Annotated in this window: 20 protein-coding genes; 10 read left to right on the top strand and 10 right to left on the bottom strand. The window is 37.1% G+C overall.

What is annotated here, in order from left to right; all coding sequences use genetic code 11:
- Window positions 1-593 precede the first annotated feature (593 nt).
- The 6 genes from IC621_RS04720 to IC621_RS04695 all read right to left on the bottom strand — a co-directional run bounded on the left by IC621_RS04720 (window position 594) and on the right by IC621_RS04695 (window position 10,348).
- Complete coding sequence (locus tag IC621_RS04720) at window positions 594-1,907, bottom strand: TIGR02679 family protein (protein ID WP_191156266.1); 1,314 nt, start codon at window positions 1,905-1,907, stop codon at window positions 594-596.
- Window positions 1,908-1,912: 5 nt separating this feature from the next.
- Window positions 1,913-6,076 (bottom strand): TIGR02680 family protein, encoded by a 4,164-nt coding sequence (locus IC621_RS04715; protein ID WP_191156264.1) that lies wholly within the window; start codon window positions 6,074-6,076, stop codon window positions 1,913-1,915.
- Window positions 6,073-7,233: a TIGR02678 family protein gene (locus IC621_RS04710; protein WP_191156262.1), complete on the bottom strand. Its 1,161-nt coding sequence runs from the start codon at window positions 7,231-7,233 to the stop codon at window positions 6,073-6,075. The genes IC621_RS04715 and IC621_RS04710 overlap by 4 nt, the downstream gene beginning before the upstream one ends.
- A gap of 6 nt (window positions 7,234-7,239) precedes the next feature.
- The gene (locus IC621_RS04705; protein ID WP_191156260.1) at window positions 7,240-8,730 is read right to left on the bottom strand and encodes a TIGR02677 family protein; all 1,491 of its coding nucleotides are present in this window, start codon (window positions 8,728-8,730) and stop codon (window positions 7,240-7,242) included.
- A 394-nt stretch (window positions 8,731-9,124) separates the two neighbouring features.
- On the bottom strand, window positions 9,125-9,568 hold the full coding sequence (locus tag IC621_RS04700) for a threonine/serine exporter family protein (RefSeq protein ID WP_191156258.1): 444 nt from the start codon (window positions 9,566-9,568) through the stop codon (window positions 9,125-9,127).
- Between the two features lie 18 nt (window positions 9,569-9,586).
- Entirely contained in the window at window positions 9,587-10,348 is a 762-nt protein-coding gene (locus IC621_RS04695) for a threonine/serine exporter family protein (protein ID WP_191156256.1), read from the bottom strand.
- 288 nt (window positions 10,349-10,636) lie between these two features.
- Between IC621_RS04695 and cls the strand changes: the two genes are divergently transcribed.
- A complete protein-coding gene (gene cls, locus IC621_RS04690) occupies window positions 10,637-12,091 on the top strand; it encodes a cardiolipin synthase (RefSeq protein WP_191156254.1) in 1,455 nt (484 codons plus the stop codon).
- Between the two features lie 436 nt (window positions 12,092-12,527).
- Here cls and IC621_RS04685 read toward each other — a convergent pair whose 3' ends face one another.
- Window positions 12,528-13,721: a class I SAM-dependent rRNA methyltransferase gene (locus IC621_RS04685; RefSeq protein WP_191156252.1), complete on the bottom strand. Its 1,194-nt coding sequence runs from the start codon at window positions 13,719-13,721 to the stop codon at window positions 12,528-12,530.
- A 201-nt stretch (window positions 13,722-13,922) separates the two neighbouring features.
- Entirely contained in the window at window positions 13,923-14,579 is a 657-nt protein-coding gene (locus tag IC621_RS04680) for an HAD family hydrolase (protein ID WP_191156250.1), read from the bottom strand.
- A 478-nt stretch (window positions 14,580-15,057) separates the two neighbouring features.
- On the opposite strand from IC621_RS04680, the gene IC621_RS04675 reads away from it, so the two are divergent.
- The 7 genes from IC621_RS04675 to IC621_RS04645 all read left to right on the top strand — a co-directional run bounded on the left by IC621_RS04675 (window position 15,058) and on the right by IC621_RS04645 (window position 20,106).
- Complete coding sequence (locus tag IC621_RS04675; RefSeq protein ID WP_191156248.1) at window positions 15,058-16,011, top strand: sugar-binding transcriptional regulator; 954 nt, start codon at window positions 15,058-15,060, stop codon at window positions 16,009-16,011.
- 28 nt (window positions 16,012-16,039) lie between these two features.
- The gene (locus tag IC621_RS04670) at window positions 16,040-16,465 is read left to right on the top strand and encodes a transcriptional regulator GutM (protein ID WP_191156246.1); all 426 of its coding nucleotides are present in this window, start codon (window positions 16,040-16,042) and stop codon (window positions 16,463-16,465) included.
- Window positions 16,466-16,483: 18 nt separating this feature from the next.
- The gene (gene srlA, locus IC621_RS04665) at window positions 16,484-17,032 is read left to right on the top strand and encodes a PTS glucitol/sorbitol transporter subunit IIC (RefSeq protein ID WP_191156244.1); all 549 of its coding nucleotides are present in this window, start codon (window positions 16,484-16,486) and stop codon (window positions 17,030-17,032) included.
- 15 nt (window positions 17,033-17,047) lie between these two features.
- Window positions 17,048-18,055 (top strand): PTS glucitol/sorbitol transporter subunit IIB, encoded by a 1,008-nt coding sequence (gene srlE, locus IC621_RS04660; protein ID WP_191156242.1) that lies wholly within the window; start codon window positions 17,048-17,050, stop codon window positions 18,053-18,055.
- A gap of 35 nt (window positions 18,056-18,090) precedes the next feature.
- A complete protein-coding gene (locus IC621_RS04655) occupies window positions 18,091-18,456 on the top strand; it encodes a PTS glucitol/sorbitol transporter subunit IIA (RefSeq protein ID WP_191156240.1) in 366 nt (121 codons plus the stop codon).
- Window positions 18,457-18,473: 17 nt separating this feature from the next.
- Window positions 18,474-19,256 carry a sorbitol-6-phosphate dehydrogenase gene (srlD, locus tag IC621_RS04650; RefSeq protein WP_191156238.1) on the top strand — a complete coding sequence of 261 codons (783 nt, stop codon included), beginning with the start codon at window positions 18,474-18,476 and terminating at the stop codon, window positions 19,254-19,256.
- 178 nt (window positions 19,257-19,434) lie between these two features.
- Entirely contained in the window at window positions 19,435-20,106 is a 672-nt protein-coding gene (locus IC621_RS04645) for a fructose-6-phosphate aldolase (RefSeq protein ID WP_191156236.1), read from the top strand.
- Window positions 20,107-20,357: 251 nt separating this feature from the next.
- On the opposite strand, the gene IC621_RS04640 is transcribed toward IC621_RS04645, so the two are convergent.
- Entirely contained in the window at window positions 20,358-21,332 is a 975-nt protein-coding gene (locus tag IC621_RS04640; RefSeq protein ID WP_191156233.1) for a Gfo/Idh/MocA family protein, read from the bottom strand.
- Window positions 21,329-22,354 (bottom strand): Gfo/Idh/MocA family protein, encoded by a 1,026-nt coding sequence (locus IC621_RS04635; protein ID WP_191156231.1) that lies wholly within the window; start codon window positions 22,352-22,354, stop codon window positions 21,329-21,331. Before IC621_RS04635 ends, IC621_RS04640 begins: the two co-directional genes overlap by 4 nt.
- A gap of 527 nt (window positions 22,355-22,881) precedes the next feature.
- On the opposite strand from IC621_RS04635, the gene IC621_RS04630 reads away from it, so the two are divergent.
- Complete coding sequence (locus IC621_RS04630) at window positions 22,882-23,082, top strand: hypothetical protein (RefSeq protein WP_191156229.1); 201 nt, start codon at window positions 22,882-22,884, stop codon at window positions 23,080-23,082.
- Entirely contained in the window at window positions 23,083-23,283 is a 201-nt protein-coding gene (locus IC621_RS04625; protein ID WP_191156227.1) for a YwbE family protein, read from the top strand.
- The last annotated feature ends 24 nt before the right edge of the window (window positions 23,284-23,307 follow it).

The raw sequence follows: 23,307 nt of genomic DNA, 5'->3' as shown, positions 1-23,307 counted from the left end.
TTACAATTACTTCTTTACACCTCTGCTAAAATCTGGTATAATTAATAATTGACTTCATAGACGAAGTAACTTGAATAGAAATGCAAGGGTAACATGACTGGCATTCTACTTATGGTTTTTGGTAAAAAACTTATTCACACTGGATCGGCTTCGGAGCCGTAAGGATGTAAGAGAGGTAGGGCTTACATCGTTTAGGTAAAAAATGATCAGTGGAATTTGGACCGCGGCAATTTATAATACGTAAATAAATGGATATTTACACTTGTGAAGATGCAAGTTACTTTGAATGAATGTACAAAAGCGAACTAGGGCAAGCTCTAGTTCGCTTTTTCCATGTTATTTAATTGATTTTGATAAAGGCCATAATAAAAACCTTTTTTGTTTAATAAATTATCATGAGTACCTTGTTCCATTATTTCTCCGTGATTCAGAACGATGATAAGGTCAGCTTTTTGTATTGTATTAAAGCCCTTTATAGATAAACATGGCTTTGCACAGCTTTTCTTTCAGACTTATTCTTCTCTCGACAGGTTAATTATCATCATATCCAATAGTAATCTTTAACATAAAGTGAACCTTATTATTTTTTATTTTTATGAGATTACCAAACCTTTTTTCATATCGTGTATTAAATCATGAACTAATTCTTCCTGATATCCAGGCTGCTTTTTTGCCAGCATGTCTTGCTTGACAACCTGTAATTCTTCAAGATCGATCGAGGATAAAATCGAGAGACGATCTTCTTTTATCTCTTTTTTTGACAAACTTTTATAATAGCTATCCAAATCATATCTCCACAATACAACCGAATTTGGAGCACGTTTTTTTAACCTTTGAGCCATTTGTAATCCTTCAGGATCAAAGTCTCCAGAGTAAAAAATAGTTACCATGTTCTTTACAAGCATGTCTATTAAGAGAAGAGCAGCTAATTTAAACTGTCCGTGAGTACATATCAATGGAGGTGGATAAGGAAAAGGCCATCGATCCAAGATTGCAGAAGCTACACCAGAATTTTCAACGATAAATACTGCTTGACCTGAAAAGGGACGGCATTGTTCCAATTTAATAATCTCCCTTAACGGAAAATTAATCATTGATTTCGAATCGTTTGCCGACTCCCAAACAGGATGAACACCTTTTTGATCATATCCAATTAGACCAGTACATGTTACAAAATTTAATAGATCATCTCTTAATAAATGAAATGACTGCAGGATGTCATTTGCCTCTTCTGAACTTGGGAGACTATTTATAAAGGAAAGCTCCCCTTTTTGCAAAAGTAAGAACTGCAATATATTTAAAAATGCCTTACCTTGTTCCGTATCAAGGTCAAAAGCATGCGGATCCTTTGTGACTTTTTGAGAAAAGAAAGGCAATCTTTCAAATTGACTGCCCTCCTTTGGAAGCTTTGATAAAGCATTGTCTACATTTCGGAAAATCTCCTCCAACTGCAGTCTATTTTCATCATATAAAGCATGCAGCCGCCTCGTTCCTCTTCCCTTTTCTTTAACATAATGCAGCCACATTGAAAGGGCAGGATGTTTATTGATTTGCTCATAAAAAAATTGTTCTTTAATACGATGATTACTTTCTAATTCTGCTTTTTTCGTTATCACTTTACTGCCAGCATATGCTTCCAAAATTTCAATGATCGTCACTCCTGCAAACTTTGTTTTTAACAAAGCTTCCTCAAAACTTTTAAAGGAAATGGTAGCAGAAGATTGATGGGTATAATCCTTTCTAAAAAATGTTGTAAAGGCTTCTTTTTCATTTGGTTTCAAGCCCGACAGCTTAATACTCCCCCCGATTCTCCCTAAACTTCGGTATCGGTCAATAAGTTTTGGGAGAAGTCTGTCAAATCCAGACTCTCCTTTCAAATACGCTAATAGCTCATCTACATCATTCATATTCCTCACACCTTAAGTATTGCCTCAGATTCTACTTCGTCTAATAGAAGCCGCTTATTTGTTCCGTTCCATAAATATCGGATAACTGTTACAAAAGGAGCGTTTTTCGGGCGCACTAGTTCACAAATTGACAAATTCGAAACTGTGTCATAGTCCCCCCATAGTGCCTGTGAATTCATAATATAGTTAAATTCCAGCTCCTCAACAAGTTCAAACATATCCCTGATATTGTTTTCATCCACTCCCGCAAAGGCTTCATCCAATGAAATAATATATGGGGCATTTTCATCGGCCTCTTGGTACCTTGAGTAGGCAGCCGAAAATAATGGTATATACATGGCCATTGCCTTTTCACCACCACTAAATGTAAAGAACACATGATTTGTCAGTTCTTTCTTTGCTTCCCCTTCTCTCTTAAAATAAAGCGTAAAAGTGAACCACCTTCTGTAATCAAGGATTTCTTTGATTACTTGATGTAATGTTGTCCCATAGCCTTCTGACAACGAAAGGTCTCTAGCTCTTGTAATCTTAGAGCGGAAATGAGTGGTTACCCGCTGCATATCTTCTAATTTTAATAGTCGAGGGTCGGACCTCAACAAATCAACTAGATCCTTTGTATCCATTTCTTCTTCAGCTTCAGCAGTTTTAGGCCTCCATTTAATCGAAAATGTTAAACCAGAAGAAGTATCTCTTTTCTCCATTAAATCATTTATTTTCTTAACCCATCTTTCAGCTCTCTGGATTCTTGCTCGAATGATTCTGCCCACATTATTTAAAATAATCTCTTCATATAATTCACGATCTGTATCATTTAAAACCTCTTTTTGTACTAAAATATCATCCTTAAGCTCTTTCAACACAAGGTATGGACTTACCCGCTGTCCTTTGAACTCCATGATTAACGAGGTTCGATCAGATTTTTCAAAAAGGGAATGGTATTTCATCTGTATTTCGTCTGATCGTTTAACATCTTCCGTAAAATTAAGCTCTGTTTGTATTTTTTCTTCTGTTAATCTGTACTCAACAAGTGTTTGCTGTTCACGGTAAAAGGTTTTTATTAATTTGTCAGTAACAGAGGCGCGTGTCTCTTTTTTGACCAGCTCAGCATATTGCTTTTGAAGCTGCTTTGCCTGAAGGATTGTTTCTTCGGCCTTTATTTCTTCATCACTTTGAACTAAACCGAGTTTTAGTTCTTCAATAAACACACCTTCCCATAGAAGGTAAATTTCTCTTAGAGCTTCCAAATCTATTGAAACAGAATCAACATTTTTATACATCTGCTTCATTTCTGATTCATTGGTCGCAAACAACCTCACGAGTTCAGGGAGTCTCTGATTAATCTTTGCTAATGACGATGTTACTTCTTTAATTTGCCTGCGAATATCTTCTGCTCCCAGTTGAACCAACTGCTTCTCTAGCTGCTCTACCTTCAGCTGATGCTTCTTTAATTGATCAATTATAATATTTTGCTCACCTTTCATGTGCAAAATGTCTTCAGAAATACCTTCCAGATTGTCCTTAAGATTCAAAAGATTCTTATGCTTTTCAACCATTTTAGTATACTGAATCTCTAATTGATTTAACTCAGATTGATAGAAATCCATTGATTCAAAAGCAGCCTGATAAGAAAGTTCCGAGAACTCAAGATTTATCCCTTTAGACAAGGTATTTAATTCAATCCTTATTTTTTCCCATTGTGAGAAAATTTGTTTCATTTTTTGATTTTTAACTTCAACCTCTTTTTCCATATAGCTAATACTTTGGCGACTTTGATGAAGGGAATTAAAGGCTTCTTTTACATCACTATCTTTAGGAAACTGGTTCATAGCTTCAACTAATTTGACTAACTTTGCCTGAATTTCTTCTATTTTTGAAAGAAGTTTCTGCTTTTCATTGTGCAAATGGGATATCTCACTTTGTAATTTTTCGATTTGCTGCTGACGATATCTTTGGCGGGCTTGTCTACCTATATATTGAGCGCGGTCATGGACTGGAGCATGCCCATTCAACAATCCGATTGTATAGTGACCATCGATTCCAACTCCATTGCTGAAAGCTTCCATTTTCCCCTCAACTTGAATACTTAGAAGAACCTCTTCAATTTCTTGTTTTGATAACAAACAATCTTCAGGAAGATCTGGTTCAAGCATGCTCAATAACGTTTTATCCCTGTCTTGCTGAGGTAAGGAATGTATGATCTTATCATGCTTGATTGCCTGAACTTTGCCGCTTTTCCTGACGATAAGGGCATCCAATAGGCCTGAGACAGAAAGAGCCGACTCAATTCTTTCCCTATCCTCCTCGGAGACACCGGCACGAAACTCTACAGCTTGATAAAAGGGTACAAACTGTACATTTTCTTCTTTTAATCTCAGTCTATTCGCCTTCGTCTGTGGGTGCTGATCCGGTTCTGGCTCTCTTTGATTATTCCAGCTGTCTAATTCTAGCTCCTTACTGTGAATTTCCTCTTCTAATAATTTCACTTCATGTAAAAAGTCTAGTTTTTCTTCTCCAAAAACACGTTGGTATTCCTGAAAACGGTTTGAATAGGCCGCTTTTATATCGTCAAAGCTATATGGCTCATATAATTCATAGATTTGATGAGACAACTGCTGCCTTTGGTCATCTTTCGTTACGAAAAGAGGGTTTTGATCCAGCCAGCGAATCATATGGCTGTACAATTTCTCTTTTTCTTCTTCAAATAACCTTTGCCACTTAGCTGCCTCATCTCTTAATCCATCAAGGCGCTTTTGAGATTCACCATGTTCCCTGCTAGCATCTTCATATCTGCCCTTTTCTTTGTTGTAAACCAGCCATGTATTTTTAATCTGATTTATCGTTGCAGCATATGCTCTCGTCTCTTTTCTCCATACTGTAAAATCAAAACCTTTTTCGATATGACGAAGGAAATCTTCTGCATTGACTTTGTGCTCTTCATAGGAAGCTTCAAGTGCAAATACTTTAAGTTCTTCTAATAAGGATTTAATATCTTCTTCCAGCTGTGCTTTTTCATCAGCTTGTTTCTGATAGGTTTCTTTAAGCTCTCGTTCTTTTTTCTCTTTTCCATCAATAAGAGATTCTTTCGTTGATTCTTCCTTCTTTAGAAGGGCAATTTTCTCTTCAACATGTAGTTTTTCTTTTTCAGCATCAAACACTTCATGATTCTCAAGCTGTTTCATCGTTTCTCCAAAAACATCTTTTTCCTGCTTAAGAACTTCTTCTTCCTTGATTAAGGTTTCTTTTTTAGTCTCCATCTCTGTCAGCAGTTGTCGAATCGTCTTTTCTTCTTCTGTCTTTTTCTTCACAACCTGGCTTGCTTTAACAAACTCTGTGGCCTTTTCTGCTAGTAAAAATTCATTATAGGAGTGGTATTGATTACATAGCCTCTCCAAAGATTCTTGATCACGCTCAAGCTGTTCAAGCTGTTGTTTCGTTTGATCCATGTTTTCAATCGTATCTGAAAGTGGTCGTAATTCTTCATCCACAAGCTCTGGCAGGGAATCTTCTAAGATTCCGTATATGACTGTAGGTTTAAAGTCCTTCGATAGTTTTGGACTTCTCAACTGGATAAGCAGTTTTATCAGTTCATCATATGCTTCTACAGATTCAAATCCGAATACATGCTTATTAACAAGGGCCATGTATTCCTTTTGGGTTTGAACAACCTTTCCACCTTCCCCAATACCTGCTTCAAGTTCTTTTCTTGTTAAGGGAATTTTTTGAGTATTTGAACCTTGACCTTCTTCTTTATATAAGGAAAAATCACGGCCTACCCGGCGATTGTCTGTTATGACAAATCCCCAGAAGTCCATCTGTTTGTGCCGTTTTGCCCGAAGGCCAATTCCAGTAGTGATATATTGATTTGTCGTTTTTCGTTTGTATTCAATGAACAAATAGCCAGTCCGTTCGTCTCTGCCCGTTACATCTTTTTCCCCTAATAAATAGTCATCCATTTTCCTTGCCTTTGATCCAAAAGGATCTAGACGGTCAGGGCTTTTTCTTCCGTCAAGTAAGACAGGAAGAAAGCTTTGCATCGTTACAGATTTTCCTGATCCATTGCTTCCTCTGAGCAGCAATTTTCCATCGGAAAAGTGAAAGGTTTCTTCATCGTAATACCAGAAATTAACCACTCCGGCACGGTTCATTTGCCATTGGTTTTCATTTGTCAAGTCTCTTCCCCCCAATCATAATCTGATGGATATTTCCCAACAATTCTCCCTACTAAAGGATAGATCAAAATCATATCTGTTTCTTCATCAACATCTGCCATTTTCCATTCCCCCATCACTTCAAGCAGTTCTTTTGCAAGCTGACGTAATGGTGCCTCGCGATAAGATTTACTCCAACCGCTTTTAAATTGCGTGACACATTTTTTAAGGATCATTTCAAAGTCTGTACTAGTCAATCTGAGGATTCCAAACTCATTAGGAGGAAATTGGCCAAGATTTTCTCTGATAATTCCCGATAAGTGCATGACAATATCCATTACTGCTTTTTGATCTGGAAAAAGCGTAAATCTGCTCTTCTTTTCATTCATTGTCAATAGTGCGGCATTTTTATACAGTTCAAATTGATAGTCAGTATGCTCTTCAATGTCCTCTCTGATCCGATTACGAAAATTACGAAGATAATAAAAATCAGAATCATCCAGCACCTCTCTGTAAGTAACAGGAGATAGAAACAGCTTTCGATAGACGCGCTGCCTTCTCATTTCTGTTGAAGAATTCTGCCATTCTTGGTCTAAAATTTCGTCAATCGATTGAAATTTAAATAAATCCTTTGGATATGATCTCATAAAGTATCGGGATACAACCGGAACTTCATAAAGTACTTCCTGCTGCTTGTCATGACCAAAATCTTCAATCTCTCCATCAATTAGCTTTAAAAGCTTACAATCCTTTGCAACGGATAATACCCGAATTAGTGATTTACGGTGCTCATAGTTTGTCCAATCAATGTTAATCGTTCCTGGATAAATGGCTTGCAAATCTTCACATAGCTCTGAAAGTAGAAATTGTTCATCAATAGACTTACTCTCTAAAAATGCTAGTAAACAACAGAAAAGCGAATAGTCCATTGGTTTACTGAACTTTTGAATCCCCATCCAGCTTTCAGGTTTTACTGGGATTTTTTCCAATTTAATGAAATACTGATGGACAATTAAGCGAAACCCAAATTTTTCAGAAATATATCTTCTCAAAGCATGTTCACGTTCACGTACTAGCTGGTAAATTTCAGGAGCTTCCGAGCGGATAATCCAAAAATTCTCGAATAAAATCTCCATTGCTTCTTGGGTCTTTTCATCAAATCCTTTTGCTTGTTCCATTCGTTCCTACTCCTTATCAAGAAACTCAATTTCAAAATTGGGCATTTGTAATTCACCATCTTTTGATCTCAAAGTAATTGTCGAAGAGTCGACTCTGACAACTTTTATCTTTTTTCCTGTTTCAATTTTTGCGATTTGATTTTTATTCCCCAATGCTTTTCCCAGCCACGCTAAAAGAGTTTTTCGAGTAGAGCCTTCAATTTCAGGTAATTCATTAAAAATAATTTTATTTCCAGTCATTAATTGCTGAAGAATTTTTTGTTCCTGCTCTTTTTTTGTTAAATATTCATTTAACATCATTTCTTTTTCAAGCTTATGGTCTGCTAATGCACTCGGTTTTGTCTTTTCACGATATTGCCGAATTCTTGGCTTAACAGAAAGTGTGGTTGGAACTTCATCCCATATATCAACATATATATCTTCAGATTTCTTAACGCCCGCAAATATATGTTTCGTATGAAAAACACCAAACACTACGGAAGAAAGCTTGTGAGCTTCGTCTAACTCATCAAACGTTGAAAACCAACCTGCCAAATGAAGATAATCTGTTTTTCGGCTTCTTAGGTTATGGTGTTTTTCGCCTAATCGTTGGGCAAATCTTGTCATCCGGCGAATCGTTTCATTCGTTTTATCCTGAAGCATTTCCAATTCACTAAGATGTCCATCTTTTCCTAAAAACCAAGTCTTCAGACTATCCCAGCTTTGCAGGTGTTCCTCCATCAACCGTTTTGGGTCTAATGCGACGTCTTCAAGTCTAGGAATTTTCAGCTGATGCTTGATAACCTTACCGATCATTTTTTTCAAAAGGTCTTGATCCATATTCTGAAGAAGGAATTCAATATTTAGAGATGTTTGCTGTAAGGAAATAATAAAATCACGTAAATATTCTGTAAACGCATCTTTGTAAGCAAGAAAAGCCTCAGTCATCATTCTTTCTTCAATATTCTCGCTGTTTATATAAGCAATATAATCTGCTGAATTTTGAATAAGCTTTCTAAAGTAGTCAAAAACATCCTCCCACACCCTGAATACTTCTTCATCACTCGGCTCTTGGGTTTGGGTAATTAAGGTATTGCATTTTCTCAAAGTTTCATAGAGCCGCTCAAACAACGTTCTTTCTAATGAGCCGCCAAAGGAATCCCCAAGCTTTTCTAGTGACTTCACCATCCGTTCAATCTCAACTGTATAAGGGCTGCATTGGTAGCGAAATCGTTTCTTTTTAAACTCTTCTATTGTTTTTACTTTTCCCGTTTCTTGTCTAGCAATCAAGTTTTTCCACTTTACAAGCTGCTCTAAATCATGCTGAAGCATTTCTTCGGTGTAGCTTTGAAATGCCTCAAATGTGTTTAAATACTCTATCACTTCTTCTGGAAAAAGATACTGTCTCATTCTTTCGTGCTGCTCATAAAAATATCTTAGTATTGTCCTGTACCGCCAAGCATTTTCAGTTGTTAGATATGTTGCTTCAGTAATCGGTTTAAAGAGCTTTTCGTCCATAAGACACCACTTGTTCCTTTACTATTTTTCTTGTTTTAATGGAAGGTTTGCTTTATTTACGTTAAATGTAACATAATTGGAAATAGATTAATTGAAAGGTGAGGTAAAAAAATTTACCAAAAAGGAGCTTGTGTTAAAGAGGAATATTGATATTCTAATAGTATCACTTAAACGTAAATTAAGTAAAACTAAAAATGCAAACACACGTACTTCTTTTCCTAAAACGATAAATTCAACCAACGTAGATGTTATTTTTAGGCTTTTGGTATTTTCTCAAGACGTTGTTGTAATTGATGAGAGGAAAGGCAGAGGCTGGATAAGACAATTGGCGACCGATCAATTGCCCATATTAAACAGCCCCTTACAATCAAAATACAATCGTTTGCAAATATTCCTAGTTTTTAAAACGAAGCTGCCATCTCCTATACACCTGGTTGATCACTTCTGAGAAAACAAGCCCAACGGCAATCGAACCTGATATCATAAATGCTTTAGCTGCTAAGCTGATGGCAATATTGTAATCATTCTCTACGAAATTTCTCATCGCATCATAGGCCATTCCCCCAGGTACAAGCGGGATAATGCCAGCTACACTAAAAATAATAATTGGTGTTTTATACATCTTGGCAAAAATTTGGCTCGTAACAGCAACAAAAAAAGCGGCAACCACCGTGGCCATGACTGTGTCTATTTCTTTTTGAACCATAAGGATATAAATCATCCAGCCCGCCATGCCAACGAAACCGCATTTTAGAAGAGAATTCTTTGGTGCGTGAAAGATTAACCCGAAGGCTGCAGAGGAAATAAAACTAGTGATAAGCTGTTCTAAAATATACATAGCTTTTCTCCTCCCTTCCTATAAAAACGTAAAAACAACAGCAATCCCTGAGCCAATTGCAAAAGCGGTTAAAAAGGCTTCTGCTCCTTTGGACAATCCTGATAGTAAATGACCCATCATTAAATCCCTAACTGCATTTGTAATTAAAAGTCCTGGCACTAGAGGCATAACTGACCCGATTATGATTTTATCCAGCTGATATCCGGCACCTATTTTTATGAAAAGGAAGGAAAGCAACCCAATAATAAACGCAGACAAAAATTCCGCAAAAAATTTAATTGGGATAACCCGATGAAAATAAACCACCGAAAGAAAACCGATTCCACCAGTTACGGCAGCAGGGAAGAAATCCCCCCACCCTCCTTTAAACATAATCAGAAAACACCCGCTTGCAATTGTTGCAGACAGAAGCCGAACCATAAAGGAGTATGTTGGTTTAGCCATCTCAATGTCTTCCAAAAGCTCGTATGCCTCCTGGACGGATAAATCCCCGCCGCTTATTTTCCGGGAGATCGCATTGACCATTGTCACTTTTTCAAGATCAGTTGTCCGTTCCATTATTCTGATCAATTTTGTCTTAGTCGGTTCAGAACCCTCTATTGAAAAAATAATCCCTGTTGGTGTGACATAACTATGAGATTGTTTGATTCCAAAAGAAGCCGCAATACGCATCATCGTATCTTCTACCCTATAGGTTTCTGCGCCGCTAACAAGCATAATTTTACCCGCTAGCAGGCACACCTCCATAATTTTGTATGTAAAGTTAGCTTGATTTTCCATAATATCTCTCCGAACTGTACAAGCTAGGGATAGCTCTATTTATTTTTCAGTTTAATGGATACAAAGTAAATTATCAATTTGAGTAGGTTAAATGGAAAAAAAACCGAAAAGTTCAGAATAAACTAATCGGCATCCAAGAAAATCTTTTTTGTTAATAATATCCTTGCTTATTTCCAAAACTGTTATATGTTACTATATAATATGCCATTATTTCATTTCCTTTCTTTTTAATGAAAACCATTCTTCGTTATACTAAAAATAAGATTATTTACTGAGTGAGGATTTATTATGGACACAAACGTCACATCTTTCCTGCTGGGATTTATAATATTTTTAAATATCGTATTTGCAATTGTTGTGATTTTCCGTGAGCGGCGGGATGCCCCTTCCTCTTGGGCTTGGTTATTGGTCTTATTCTTTATTCCTGTACTTGGCTTTTTGTTGTACCTTCTATTTGGGCAAAACTTGAGCCGGCATCCTCTTTTTAAGTGGGACGATCGAAAAAAAATCGGGATTGAAAAGCTTTTAAGATCTCAATTAGAAATGCTTGGTTCAGACCAATTCCATTTTAGAAATCAAGCAACAAAAGATAGCCGCGAGTTAATATATATGCACTTAACGAACAATCATGCTGTTTTGACCGAGGATAACACCGTGGAGATATTCAATGACGGGAAACTGAAATTTGATCGTCTTTTTCAGGATATTGAGAATGCAAAGCATCAAATTCATCTGCAATATTACATTATTAGAAGGGATGAGCTCAGTAAAAAACTCATTGCAGCGCTTACGAAAAAGGCAAAAGAAGGCGTTGATGTAAAGGTTTTATATGATGAGCTTGGCTCAAGAAGCTTAACGAAAGGTTTTTTTAAAGAACTGCGTAGTGCTGGAGGCTTAGTTGAAGTCTTTTTCCCATCTAAGCTTCCTCTAATTAATCTTCGGCTGAATTATCGAAATCACCGCAAGCTTGTTATTATTGATGGGAAGATTGGCTACGTGGGCGGATTTAACGTTGGGGATGAGTACCTCGGATTGAATCCAAAGTTTGGTTATTGGAGAGATACTCATTTAAGAATAAAAGGAACGGCTGTTCATGCTATTCAAACACGATTTATCTTAGACTGGAATCAGGCATCACATCGCCATGATATTCCTTATCGTCCAGACTACTTTCCAGAATACAAGTCAAATGGCGAGGTCGGAATGCAAATCGTTACAAGCGGGCCAGATGAAGAGTGGGAGCAAATAAAAAATGGCTATATTAAAATGATTTCTTCCGCCAAAAGGAAGGTGTTCATTCAAACACCATACTTTATTCCTGATACTAGTTTGCTCGATGTCCTAAGAATCGCTTGTTTAACAGGTGTAGAAGTCAGAATTATGATTCCCAATAAACCTGATCACCCCTTTGTTTATTGGGCAACACTTTCCTATATTGGGGAGATGCTAAAAGCTGGTGCAAGTGTTCACATTTATGAAAATGGATTTATCCATGCAAAAACAATCATTGTAGATGAACAAGTTTCTTCAGTCGGGACAGCAAACATTGATCTTAGAAGCTTTAAACTGAATTTTGAGGTGAACGCTTTTCTTTATGATGAAGGGATTGCAAAACAATTGGCATCTCAATTCAATGAAGACTTAAAGCTTTCAAGAGAAATAACCTATGAAGATTATGTTCAGCGTTCAAAATGGATTAAATTAAAGGAGTCAGTCTCTAGATTACTTTCCCCGATTTTGTAAATAATTTCTTCCATAATGCCCATGTCGAGGATTAGTGTTTTTTGTCGAATGATCGATATATAGGCCATTTTCGAAGATATAATTGAAATTTCGAAGATAAATATGGGGAAATCGAAGATAAATTTATTCCATTAATTGTTTCACATAGATGAAGTAGTGTTCTTAGCATCATTTTCATATAGAAAACGTATTGATTGTCAGTTTATCCATACATTTTTTTCTAAAAATGAAGGCTTCGCATATCTGCGAAGCCCTTTTGTTTGCGCTTTTATAGTTAATTGCACGCTCACTTTTTAAGGTGGACCGTTATTGTAAATAATTATGCACTCTCACCGGTTTATTTGCACCGCTACTGAAATTTTTGCACCCTCATTGGTTAATTGCTGGGAAAAACTAAGTGCTTTCCTAACTGATAAAAAGGGAAACAATTATGTTCCTACGCTTTTTTAATAAAAACAACCTTTAAATAATTCCCTTCCTTATAATCATCGCTTGTCTTAAAATCATTAGGCAGTGAAAATTCCTCCAATAGCTTGTACTTTCCTCCAGTTTCCTTGAAGGCTTTCTCAATAAATCCTTTGAACTTTCCCATTCCAAAAGTACTGCAATTGGTTGATGCTACAATAATTCCACTTTTCTCCGTGATCGCAATTGCTTCTTTTAGAAGATTTTTGTAATCTTTTGCGGCACTGAATGTATGCTTTTTCGATCTTGCAAAGCTTGGAGGATCGAGGATGACCATGTCGAACTTTAATTTTTTTCGCACCGCATATTTAAAATAGTTGAAAACATCTTCAACAATGATATCCTGCGCTTCGAAATCAATTCCGTTCACACTAAATTGTTCGATCGTTTTGCTCTTGCTGCGGTTCGCTAAGTCTACGCTCGTTGTTTTAGCTGCTCCCCCTAAAGCCGCAAATACAGAGAAAGCACCTGTGTAAGAAAATGTGTTTAAAACCGTTTTTTCTTTTGAATATTTATCTCGTATCGTTTTTCGGACTTCTCTTTGATCCAAAAAGACTCCAACCATCGCCCCATCGTTTAAATAAACGGCAAGGCTGACACCATTTTCCTTTACAATAATCGGGAATTCGCCGCGTTCACCTGTGACAAAATCATCATCTTCCATATAAGTACCCTTTGTATCAAATCGTTTCTTCTCATAAATACCTTTGAAATTTACAAGACTCCTTAAAGCTTCGATCACGAAATCCTTAAATTGATAAATCCCTTCACTATACCAGTTAATCAGATAATACCCATCAAAATAATCAATCGTTAATCCGCCAATTCCATCTCCTTCTCCATTAAAGATCCGAAATGCCGTTGTTTCTTTGTCATGAAAGAACTGCTGTCTTTTTTTCAAAGCTCCTTTTACCTTAATGGTAAAAAATCTTTGGTCAATTTGCTCATTCTCTTTGCGGGTTAACAACCATCCGCAGCCTTTATTTTGAATGCCATAGTAACCTTTTCCAATAAACCGATTTTTTTCATCAACCAATCGGACAATCGTTCCTTCTCTAATTTCTTCATCCTTATTTAAAATAGCTTCTTTATATATTAAAGGAAAACCATCTCTAAAACGTTTCTCAAACGTCGATTTTACTTTTAACTTCGTCTCATTCCTCATCGTTTCACCCTATCAATTATCCAGAAAGTATTTTGTTTTTCTATTGTACATGTTTTTTCATATCAATGTGAAATCGGCTCAAGAGAAAAAAGTCAAATCAGCTTCTCTAAGTATACTTTTATAGAAAAAATAAACCTGAATCCATTAAATCGGATTCAGGTTTGTTATTAAAGAGCAATAAATTATGTATATATTCTATTATTACTTTTGAACTAAATCGATCAGCTTCTCAAGCTCCATTTCAGCCATTGATTCGAGCCTGTGATTCACTTCACAGAACTCAAGGTCTTGTGTCACTTGGTTAGGGAAGATTACACAAGACATACCTGCGTTTTTTGCAGCTAATGCTCCGTTGGCTGAATCCTCAAATACCAAACATTCTTCTGGTTCTACCCCAAGACATTTTGCCGCTTTCAAATACAGTGCGGGATCAGGTTTCACTTTTTCGACATCATCTGATGTTCGAATACATTCGAACTTTTCAAATAATCCCAGGTTTTTAAGATGTGTTGAAACCCATTCAAAATTTGAGCTTGAAGCTAATGCAATTTTTAAACCTAGTGAATGTGCAGCAGCTAAATAGTCTTCAACACCAGGTCTTGCTTTCTCAGATACCAAACGGCTGTGAAAACGTTCCTTTAGTAAATCTTCTAATTGCTGTTGATTATGTTTCTTTTTTGTCTGCTCCTCCAAATACTTAAATGGTTTAAAGTCAGAGCTTGTTCCAATGACTTTTTGCCAAATTGGCAATGGCAGCACACTCCCATTTTCCTTAAAGATCTCTACTAAAGCCTCATATTGGTGCGTTTCCGTATCAAGAATTAACCCATCAAAATCAAAAATAACCGCTTTAATCATAGAAACTCTCCTTTTAATTACAATCTTAAAATAGCTTTCCTTACACAAGCAAGCTTGATTGAAAAGTCAAAGTCACATTGTCCAGCTTAATGGATGTTCAAAGTAAGCATCCCGGTAAGGCTCCTGTTTTTTGAAAAATTCGCCTTAAAACTTTATACAGCAGGCCGGGTAATGGAACTGAACTTTACTTTTCTGGGTTTCACATAAACATTCTGATACTACATAAGAAACATCTGCCAAAACTCTTATTAAATTTGTAAACCATTATAGCAAGAACTTAACTATTATGAAAACTTAAAATTTTGAGTGAAAGGAAACTGTACCAAATAAACGCTCTATAATCCCGCGGAATGAATAATAACTCTATATGATCTGAATCTTAAAGTTGACGCTTTCATAAATGCCGTGTATACTTTGTAAATAATAATTGAACATTTGATATTATCATGCACATATGTGCAAGAAGGAAGGTGAATTGATGGAAAAGTATGAAGAGCAAAGGTTACTTGTAAAAATCGCCAGGATGTACTATGAGGACGATATGACACAAAGTGCCATTGCCAAAGACTTAGGCATTTATCGTACAACCATTAGCAGGTTATTGAAGAAGGCTCGTGAAGATGGGATTGTCACCATTAAAATTAGGGATAATATTAGCCAAAATTTCGATTTAGAACGTAAGTTAGAAAAGCTGTTTCATCTCAAAGAAGTCATACTTGTACCTACAACAGACGAACAAACGGAAGGCGAAAAGAAGAAGGCACTCGGAAAAGCAGGGGCTGAGCTTCTGAAACGGATTGTTAAGGATGAAGATGTAATCGGTTTCGCTTGGGGAAGTACGCTTGCAAGTATGGTAGGACAAGTATCCGATCCGAAAAAACGCAATCTGGATTTTGTCCCACTTGTTGGAGGTCCAGGAACAATGGACGCCAAATACCATGTAAATACCATTACTTATAATATGGCAAATGACATCGGCGGTACTCCGCATTTTATTGATGCAATGGCTGTAGTTGAAAGGAAGGAAACAAAAGAGGATATTGTTTCCTCCAATTATTTTAAAAAAATAAAAAAGCTTTGGGATGATTTAACCATTGCCGTAGTAGGGATAGGAGCACCGCTAAAATCCTCAAATATGATTTGGACTGGATTTTACGGTGACCGTGATGTGAAAGCATTGGAAAAAGCTAATGGGATTGGTGATATATGTTCAAGGTTCTTTGATGAAAACGGACGAATTATTGATACAGAGCTTCATGATCGAACAATTGCCATTGAATTGGAGCGATTAAAATCCTTAAACTATTCAATCGGAATTGCTGAATCAATCGAAAAGGTCCCCTCTATCATTGGAGCTTTAAAAGGGGAATTTATTAACATTTTAGTTACCACAGATGAAACTGCATCAAATATCCTGGAGCGGATGGAATAATTGCGGAATTTTACAAGGAGGAGTGGAAATGATTTGGCCTTTCATTCTTTTAATAGGTGCCGCATGGCTGCTGCAAAGTATCCTCGGTTATTTGCAAATTAAACATTTTAATAAAAAATACGCTGAACTGAGAAAAATTGGCCGTGTAGCAATTGGTAAGAAAACAGGAATGTTCCGTGCAGGAACGGTTGTGATGTTTGCGATTGACCGAAATGCGAATATTTTAAAGTCTGCAAAAATGCAAGGTGTTACCGTTTTTTCAAAGGTAAAGAAATTAAAAGGGTTTGAAGGCAAGAATTTGCTAAAGATCTCTGAAAATGAATTTAATAGGGTAGATAAGTTAACGAGTTTAGCTATTAAAGATGCGATGCGCAGCTACCACATTATTTCTCAAGGCGGGGAATTAAAACCAAAAAAGACCTGGATTGAAAGACTGATTCCTTCAAAGAATTAACAATTAGGGGTGAAAAAAATGGATACTATTATTCAGCTTGCTGAAGGTTTTATGAATTTGTTTCGCAGTGGCGGAGAAACATTCATGGGGTTTGTTACAGACATTATTCCCTTATTAATTATGTTACTTGTAGCCATGAACGCCATCACTCGACTAGTAGGTGAAAAACGAATCGAGAAGTTGGCAAAAAGTTCAGGGAAAAATCCGTTTACACGATATTTTATCCTCCCGGTCATTGGGACATTTGTGCTTGCCAATCCGATGACACTTTCATTGGGAAGATTCCTTCCTGAAAAGTATAAACCAAGTTATTATGCTGCAGCTTCCTATTCATGTCATACGCATAACGGGCTATTCCCCCATGTAAACCCAGGAGAACTATTTGTCTTCCTTGGAATCGCCTCAGGAATTACAGCATTAGGACTTGATTCTACGGAATTAGCACTAAGGTATTTTTTAGTTGGGATCGTAACAAATTTCTTTAGAGGCTGGATCACGGACTTCACAACTAGATATGTTGAGAAGCAACAAAAGGTGAAGTTAAGTGAAAATGTCAATCTTAAATAAAGGTGGTGAACTAAAATGAGTCAATCATTTCGTTCTGTAATTATTCATAAAGGCAGCGGGGGCTTTGGTGGTCCACTAGTCATTACTCCCACAGAGGAAAAAAATAAAATTGTTTATGTAACTGGAGGAAATAAGCCTGAATTTGCCGAAAGACTAGCGGAATTGACAGGTTGCGAGTTAGTTGATGGATTTAAAACTACAGTTCCCGAAAAAGAAATGGCCTGTGTCATTATCGATTGTGGAGGAACGCTGCGATGCGGTCTGTATCCACAAAAGAGAATTCCGACTATAAACATTATGCCTACTGGACAAAGCGGGCCGCTTGCAAAACATATTACAGAAGATATATATGTTTCTGGTGTAAAAGAAGAAAATATTAAACTTTATGAGGAGAAAGCGGAGAGCCAGCCTCAACAAGCAGATACCAAAAAAGAAATTGAAACGAAAAAACCTACTTACAGCACAACTGAAAAAATAAGTGAAACACGTAAACCACAAGGACTTATGGCCCGTATTGGTATGACGATGGGTTCGTTCGCAAATACCCTTTATCAAGCAGGACGTGACACAATTGATACCGTCATTAAAACAATTTTGCCTTTTATGGCCTTCGTAGCCATGTTAATAGGCGTTATAAATGAATCGGGAATCGGTGATCTTTTTGCAAAGATTTTATCACCTTTTGCTGGTTCAATATGGGGATTAATTTTAATCGCTTTAATTTGCTCTTTTCCACTGCTTTCTCCTTTCTTAGGACCTGGCGGCGTTATTGCCCAAGTAGTGGGAACATTGATTGGTGTTGAAATTGGCAAAGGAAATATCCCACCTAATCTAGCATTACCTGCACTGTTTGCAATTAATGCCCAAGCTGCTGCTGACTTTGTTCCAGTCGGATTGGGACTTGCAGAAGCGGAAGTTGAAACTGTAGAGGTAGGAGTACCATCCGTTCTTTATTCAAGATTTCTGACCGGAGCCCCGACCGTCTTTGTAGCATGGCTGGCAAGCTTCGGGCTATATGAGTAGCAAGACATAATCTAGTAAATAAGGAGATTTTACAAATGCAAACAATCTATGAAACGAAAGTTAATAAAATCGGTTCAATGGTGTCTGCTTTTCTTGAGGATAAAATGTTAATTTTATTTGGTGAAAATGCGCCGGCCGAATTAACAGACTATTGTCTGTCCATCAATGTCAAAGCCCTTGCTGATGATATTCACAATGGTGATGTATTAGTTTTAGGTGATAAAGAGTACAGAATTACGGCCGTTGGCAGTGCCGTGAAACAAAACCTTTCTTCACTTGGGCATATAACATTGAAGTTTGATGGGTCCGAATCACCCGAACTTCCAGGAACGTTATATTTAGAATCAAAAGACATTAAAGAAGTTGAAGAGGGAGATCTTCTACAAGTCGTTAGAAAATAAGAGAAAGGGTGTTAGAAATGACAGTTCAAGATAAAGTAGCGATCGTTGCAGGCGGAGGTCAAAGTTTAGGAGAGGCAATATCTCATCGACTTGCAGAAGAAGGATATCAAATTGTTGTAGTAGATATCAATCATGAAAGTGCAGATAAAGTTGCCAATGATGTAGAGAGTAAGTTCTCTAGAAAAACCCTGGCTGTGAAAGCAGATTTTACAAAAGAAGATGAAGTTGCAGAAATGGTTAAGAAAACGGTAGATAATTTTTCAAGAATCGACCTTCTTGTATATGTTGCAGGTGTAGCAAAGAGTACAAAAATCAATAATTTTGAATTGAAAGATTGGCAATTAACTATTGAAGTTAACCTTACTGGTTACTTCATAACAGCAAGAGAAGTTTCAAAAGTCATGATTGAGCAGGGAGAAGGCTCTATTATTCAAATTAACTCTAAGTCTGGAAAAGTTGGAAGTAAACATAACTCAGCATATTCTGCTTCTAAATTTGGCGGTGTTGGTCTAACTCAAAGTTTAGCACTTGATTTAGCAGAGCATAACATTCGCGTGAATTCTATCATGCCTGGTAATCTATTAAAATCACCTATGTTCCAAAGCTTAATACCGCAATATGCAAAAAAACTTAATATTCCTGAAGATCAAGTGGAACAAGTATACACAGATAAGGTGCCTTTAGGCCGTGGATGTACGTACGATGATATTGCAAATGCGGTGATTTTCTATGCTTCTGAAAAAGCATCGTACATGACTGGGCAATCCATCAACGTTACTGGCGGCCAGGTCATGCATTAATAAATGGAATCCATGTGAGATTTGCAGAAGCTATTCTCTCACATGGGTTATTTTACAGAAAACAATTATTTTTTTGTATTGCCCTTGATTATTCTAACTGACAAAAAGGTTGATGGGCTCGTCTTGCTTGTCACCGAAAGACAAGCGCCTTGTGCATTTCTTTTGAAGAGGTGAAAAAATGGAATTAATTATTGACTCTGCAAGTCTTGAAACGATAAAGAAACTCTGCAAGCAATTCCCCATTGATGGGGTAACAACAAATCCAAGTATCATTGTAAGAGAAGAAGGAAAACCATTCCTGCCTTTACTAAAAGAAATTCTTTCATTATTAGAGGATCATCAAACACTCCATGCTCAAGTTCTTGCAACGGATGTAGATGGAATCGTCGAGGAAGGTAAACTGATTAACCAAGAATTAGATGGTCGTGTGTTTGTTAAAGTACCCGCAACCGTTGATGGTATCCATGCAATAAAAGAATTAAAAAAACAAAAGATTAAAACAACAGCAACCACAGTTTATACACCATTACAAGCGTATATGGCAGCAAAAGCAGGTGCCTCCTATGTTGCTCCTTATGTAAACAGAATAGATAATTTAACCGGGAATGGTGTTGAAGTGGTCAAAAAGATTGCAGACTTATTTGAACGCCATCAAATAAATTGCAAAATCTTATCCGCAAGCTTTAAAAATATCCAACAAGTTCTCGATGTTGGCCTCATGGGGTCACACGCCATCACTGTCAGCCCGGATTTAATAGAATTGTTTGTACAGCACCCGGCAGCAGACAGGGCAGTAAATGATTTTAGAAATGCCTGGGAGAATGAATTTGGGAGTTTGTCGATTAAATAAATCATTTTATAAAGGCTGACTCATCTTGAGTCAGCCTTTATTTATACTATTAGGTCTTAATAATGGATAAATTCTTCACCCATGAGGTTCTAGAAAGGCAATAATACTTTTTCATCTCTCCTAATTGATAGAGTTTTTGAAATAATTGATGAGGTTTTTGAGATAATTGCAAGTGTTACTGAATTAATTGCTAGAGTTTTGAAAATAATTGCACATAACTATTTTGCTGCTTCGATCATTGACGAGAAACCTCACCTAATACGGACAGGTTCCTTTATAGTAGATGACTTATAAGCAGCCAATGCTACTTCTACCGCTTTCAGCCCATCATCCCCTGTTATAGATGGAGGTCTTTTCTGAATAACAGCATCAATAAAATCATCGATTAACCCCTTGTCCATATCGTCTCCCCAGTTAATATCATTGAGACCATTTGCATCTGAATAGACGTGGATATTTTGTTTAAAAACATCTACGTTTATCGTACCCTCTGTCCCAATAATATCCAGTGTTACATCTCCCCATGTAGGGTAATTTTTGTTCCTCGACCAACTGCAATCAAGGGTAGCATATACTCCATTATCAAATTCATATGTTAAAACCCCGGCATCATCTATATCATACTCAGAAAAATGCTGATCGATTTCGGCATATACTTCCACAATTTCTGATTGAAGATACCATCTCATGATGTCCACAACATGGACAGTATGATCCAAGACCGCACCTCCGCCTGACTTTTCTCGGTCGACAAACCAATCACCTGGGTTTCTTCCCCTGTTCGTACCGAGGATGGCTGCTATTCTGCCAATCGCTCCTTCATCTATTTTTTGTTTTGCACTTATTATCGCTGAATGAAACCTTACGGGGAACGCAGTTTGCAGGATTACGCCGTTTTCCTCTGCTTCCTCAATGATATTTCTGGCAGCTTCTATTGTAGTTGCAAGCGGTTTCTCACATAAAATGTGTTTCTTTGCTTTTGCTGAAGCAATAACATGTTCTTGATGCTTGTTATTTTCTGATGTCACAATAACTGCGTCAATATCCTGATTCAATAACTCCTCATAAGATGAAAAATAATCTGTTTGATATTGATGCGCTGCCTGCTTCCCTCTCGCCTGATTTTCATCTGCAATTCCAACAAGCGTTGCTTTTTTCGAATCCTTTACAGCTTGTGCATAGCTATGTGCATGCATATGAGCAAAGCTAATAATCCCTATTTTCATTGAATGCTCCCCCTCATCTCTTGTTTTTGAGCAGTATTCAAAGTAATGACCTTCCCTGTTTCAATTGATTTGAGTGCAGCAAGGGCAATTTCCATAGCCTTATAAGCATCATAACTGCTCACAATTGGTTCTTCGGACGTTTCAATGCAATGAATGAAATGGTTTAATTGCCTAAAATACGGAGTATTCTTTAATGGACTTTCTGGCACTTGGGCCTCTCCTGCTCTTTCCTTCACATTTCTTTTTACCGAGATAAGAGGCTGTTCTGCTAAACTGTCAAACTCAATAATTCCTTTAGATCCAGCTATTTCAAAAGATGTTTTAAAGCCCTCATGTGCCCAGCTGCCTTCAACATGGGCAATCACGCCGTTTTCAAATCTAAGCGTCACAACGGCATGATCTAATCGAGCCAATCCCCTGCCTAATAAGCTTTTAGCATACACACGCTTTACCTCTCCGAAGCACCACCTTAAATAATCGAAATCATGGATGATCATGTCCAAAACAAGTCCGCCGCTGTTTTGAAAGTCCGCGTACCAATCATTCACAGACAATGGAAATGCTCCTCCCCGAAACGTTCGGACAACTCCTGGCTTTCCGATATTACCATTCTCCAATACCTCTCTTGCTTTTTGATATTCTGGAAAAAAACGGACGACATGGGCAACAAACAGCATGACATTCTTTTCATTGCAGCAATCTATCATCTCTTTTGCGTCATCTAAGCTCCTTGACAGCGGCTTCTCGCAAATCACGTGCTTTCCGAGATTTGCAGCTTTTATAACAAACTCCTTATGTAAGCTAGTTGGAACGCAAACATCAACTACATCAATGGAACTTTCAGAATCCATCGCTTCCTCTAACGTTGGATATACCGGCAATCCCATTGGAGCTGCGATCAACTCTGCCGCATTTCTTTGGGCATCTACAATCCCAACAATTTTTACATTCTCCATCTCTTGATAAGCATTAGCATGAACCTTCCCCATTGTTCCTGCCCCAATCAATAAAACATGAATCATGATTGCTCTCCCCTTTGTTTCATTTTTCCGGATCATACCCTTTCACTTCTCAAAGCTTCATTCCGAATCGACTTAAACACATTAAATGAGAATCATAGGAAGGTGTTAAATTGTAAATTTCCATATCACTCCATTAACTGAGAAGTTAATGATAGATTAAAATACTTTTCAGAATATTACAAGTTTTAATCCTTTTAAAAAAATTAAAAAAACAAGCATATAACTAAAGGCAAAAGGCACTAGTTCCACGGGACAAGCGAAAGACGGGCCGAAAGTCTGTTCATCAATCATTTTAACGGATTTGCTTGTACCTCAGGCAGGCTGGGAGCTGAACAACCATAACACTCTTTTACACTTTAATTTGATTGAATTTTCTAGAAATCCGACTTTCTTATATCATTGTTTTTCTGATACCGCTAGTTCTACGCAATTATTTCCATGGCTTGATGTTTATTTAGTTTAATTCGACTATAATAAGGACTATATCGGTTCGATTAGTTACCTATAAAAAAAGGAGATCTAACAATATGTCTAATATAGAAAATAATAAGCAAGGCACTGAGCGGAAAAAAATCAGCTTACAAGAGGCCATTAAACAAAAGCTTGCAAGTAAACAGCAAAAGCAATCGACTGAAAAAGCATCTAACGATCTTGTAAAAACAACTAAAAGGCTAAAAAGCCAGCATACGAAAAAAACCAATAACCAACGGAAACGGACAGGCGTCTAAATGAATGGTCAGAATCGCGTTGATATTTCTCCCGGACTTAAGGTGAGAATTGTTTTAAAACAGGATCAAAAAACAGGCAAGCTAACAGCTGGTATTGTGAAAGATATTCTAACAAAATCAAGCTTCCATCCCCATGGCATTAAGGTAAGGCTTCAAGATGGGCAAGTAGGACGAGTCCAGGAAATCATTCAAAATCAATAAGAGTTCTATCAAATCAGAAAAGAG

It is taken from the genome of Metabacillus arenae (assembly GCF_014773385.1).
In the GTDB taxonomy this organism is placed as follows: Bacteria; Bacillota; Bacilli; order Bacillales; family Bacillaceae; genus Metabacillus_D; species Metabacillus_D arenae.
This window is presented reverse-complemented; position numbering and strand designations above follow the sequence as displayed.

What these genes read in the sequence shown, in the direction of transcription:
- IC621_RS04720 (WP_191156266.1), bottom strand. Translation starts at nt 1,907, where the DNA reads ATGAATGATGTAGATGAGCTATTAGCGTATTTGAAAGGAGAGTCTGGA.
- IC621_RS04695 (WP_191156256.1), bottom strand. Translation starts at nt 10,348, where the DNA reads ATGGAAAATCAAGCTAACTTTACATACAAAATTATGGAGGTGTGCCTG.
- IC621_RS04645 (WP_191156236.1), top strand. Translation starts at nt 19,435, where the DNA reads ATGGAATTAATTATTGACTCTGCAAGTCTTGAAACGATAAAGAAACTC.
- IC621_RS04630 (WP_191156229.1), top strand. Translation starts at nt 22,882, where the DNA reads ATGTCTAATATAGAAAATAATAAGCAAGGCACTGAGCGGAAAAAAATC.
- IC621_RS04640 (WP_191156233.1), bottom strand. Translation starts at nt 21,332, where the DNA reads ATGAAAATAGGGATTATTAGCTTTGCTCATATGCATGCACATAGCTAT.
- IC621_RS04625 (WP_191156227.1), top strand. Translation starts at nt 23,083, where the DNA reads ATGAATGGTCAGAATCGCGTTGATATTTCTCCCGGACTTAAGGTGAGA.
- IC621_RS04680 (WP_191156250.1), bottom strand. Translation starts at nt 14,579, where the DNA reads ATGATTAAAGCGGTTATTTTTGATTTTGATGGGTTAATTCTTGATACG.
- srlD (WP_191156238.1), top strand. Translation starts at nt 18,474, where the DNA reads ATGACAGTTCAAGATAAAGTAGCGATCGTTGCAGGCGGAGGTCAAAGT.
- IC621_RS04635 (WP_191156231.1), bottom strand. Translation starts at nt 22,354, where the DNA reads ATGATTCATGTTTTATTGATTGGGGCAGGAACAATGGGGAAGGTTCAT.
- IC621_RS04655 (WP_191156240.1), top strand. Translation starts at nt 18,091, where the DNA reads ATGCAAACAATCTATGAAACGAAAGTTAATAAAATCGGTTCAATGGTG.
- IC621_RS04685 (WP_191156252.1), bottom strand. Translation starts at nt 13,721, where the DNA reads ATGAGGAATGAGACGAAGTTAAAAGTAAAATCGACGTTTGAGAAACGT.
- srlE (WP_191156242.1), top strand. Translation starts at nt 17,048, where the DNA reads ATGAGTCAATCATTTCGTTCTGTAATTATTCATAAAGGCAGCGGGGGC.
- IC621_RS04700 (WP_191156258.1), bottom strand. Translation starts at nt 9,568, where the DNA reads ATGTATATTTTAGAACAGCTTATCACTAGTTTTATTTCCTCTGCAGCC.
- IC621_RS04675 (WP_191156248.1), top strand. Translation starts at nt 15,058, where the DNA reads ATGGAAAAGTATGAAGAGCAAAGGTTACTTGTAAAAATCGCCAGGATG.
- IC621_RS04705 (WP_191156260.1), bottom strand. Translation starts at nt 8,730, where the DNA reads ATGGACGAAAAGCTCTTTAAACCGATTACTGAAGCAACATATCTAACA.
- IC621_RS04710 (WP_191156262.1), bottom strand. Translation starts at nt 7,233, where the DNA reads ATGGAACAAGCAAAAGGATTTGATGAAAAGACCCAAGAAGCAATGGAG.
- cls (WP_191156254.1), top strand. Translation starts at nt 10,637, where the DNA reads ATGGACACAAACGTCACATCTTTCCTGCTGGGATTTATAATATTTTTA.
- srlA (WP_191156244.1), top strand. Translation starts at nt 16,484, where the DNA reads ATGGATACTATTATTCAGCTTGCTGAAGGTTTTATGAATTTGTTTCGC.
- IC621_RS04670 (WP_191156246.1), top strand. Translation starts at nt 16,040, where the DNA reads ATGATTTGGCCTTTCATTCTTTTAATAGGTGCCGCATGGCTGCTGCAA.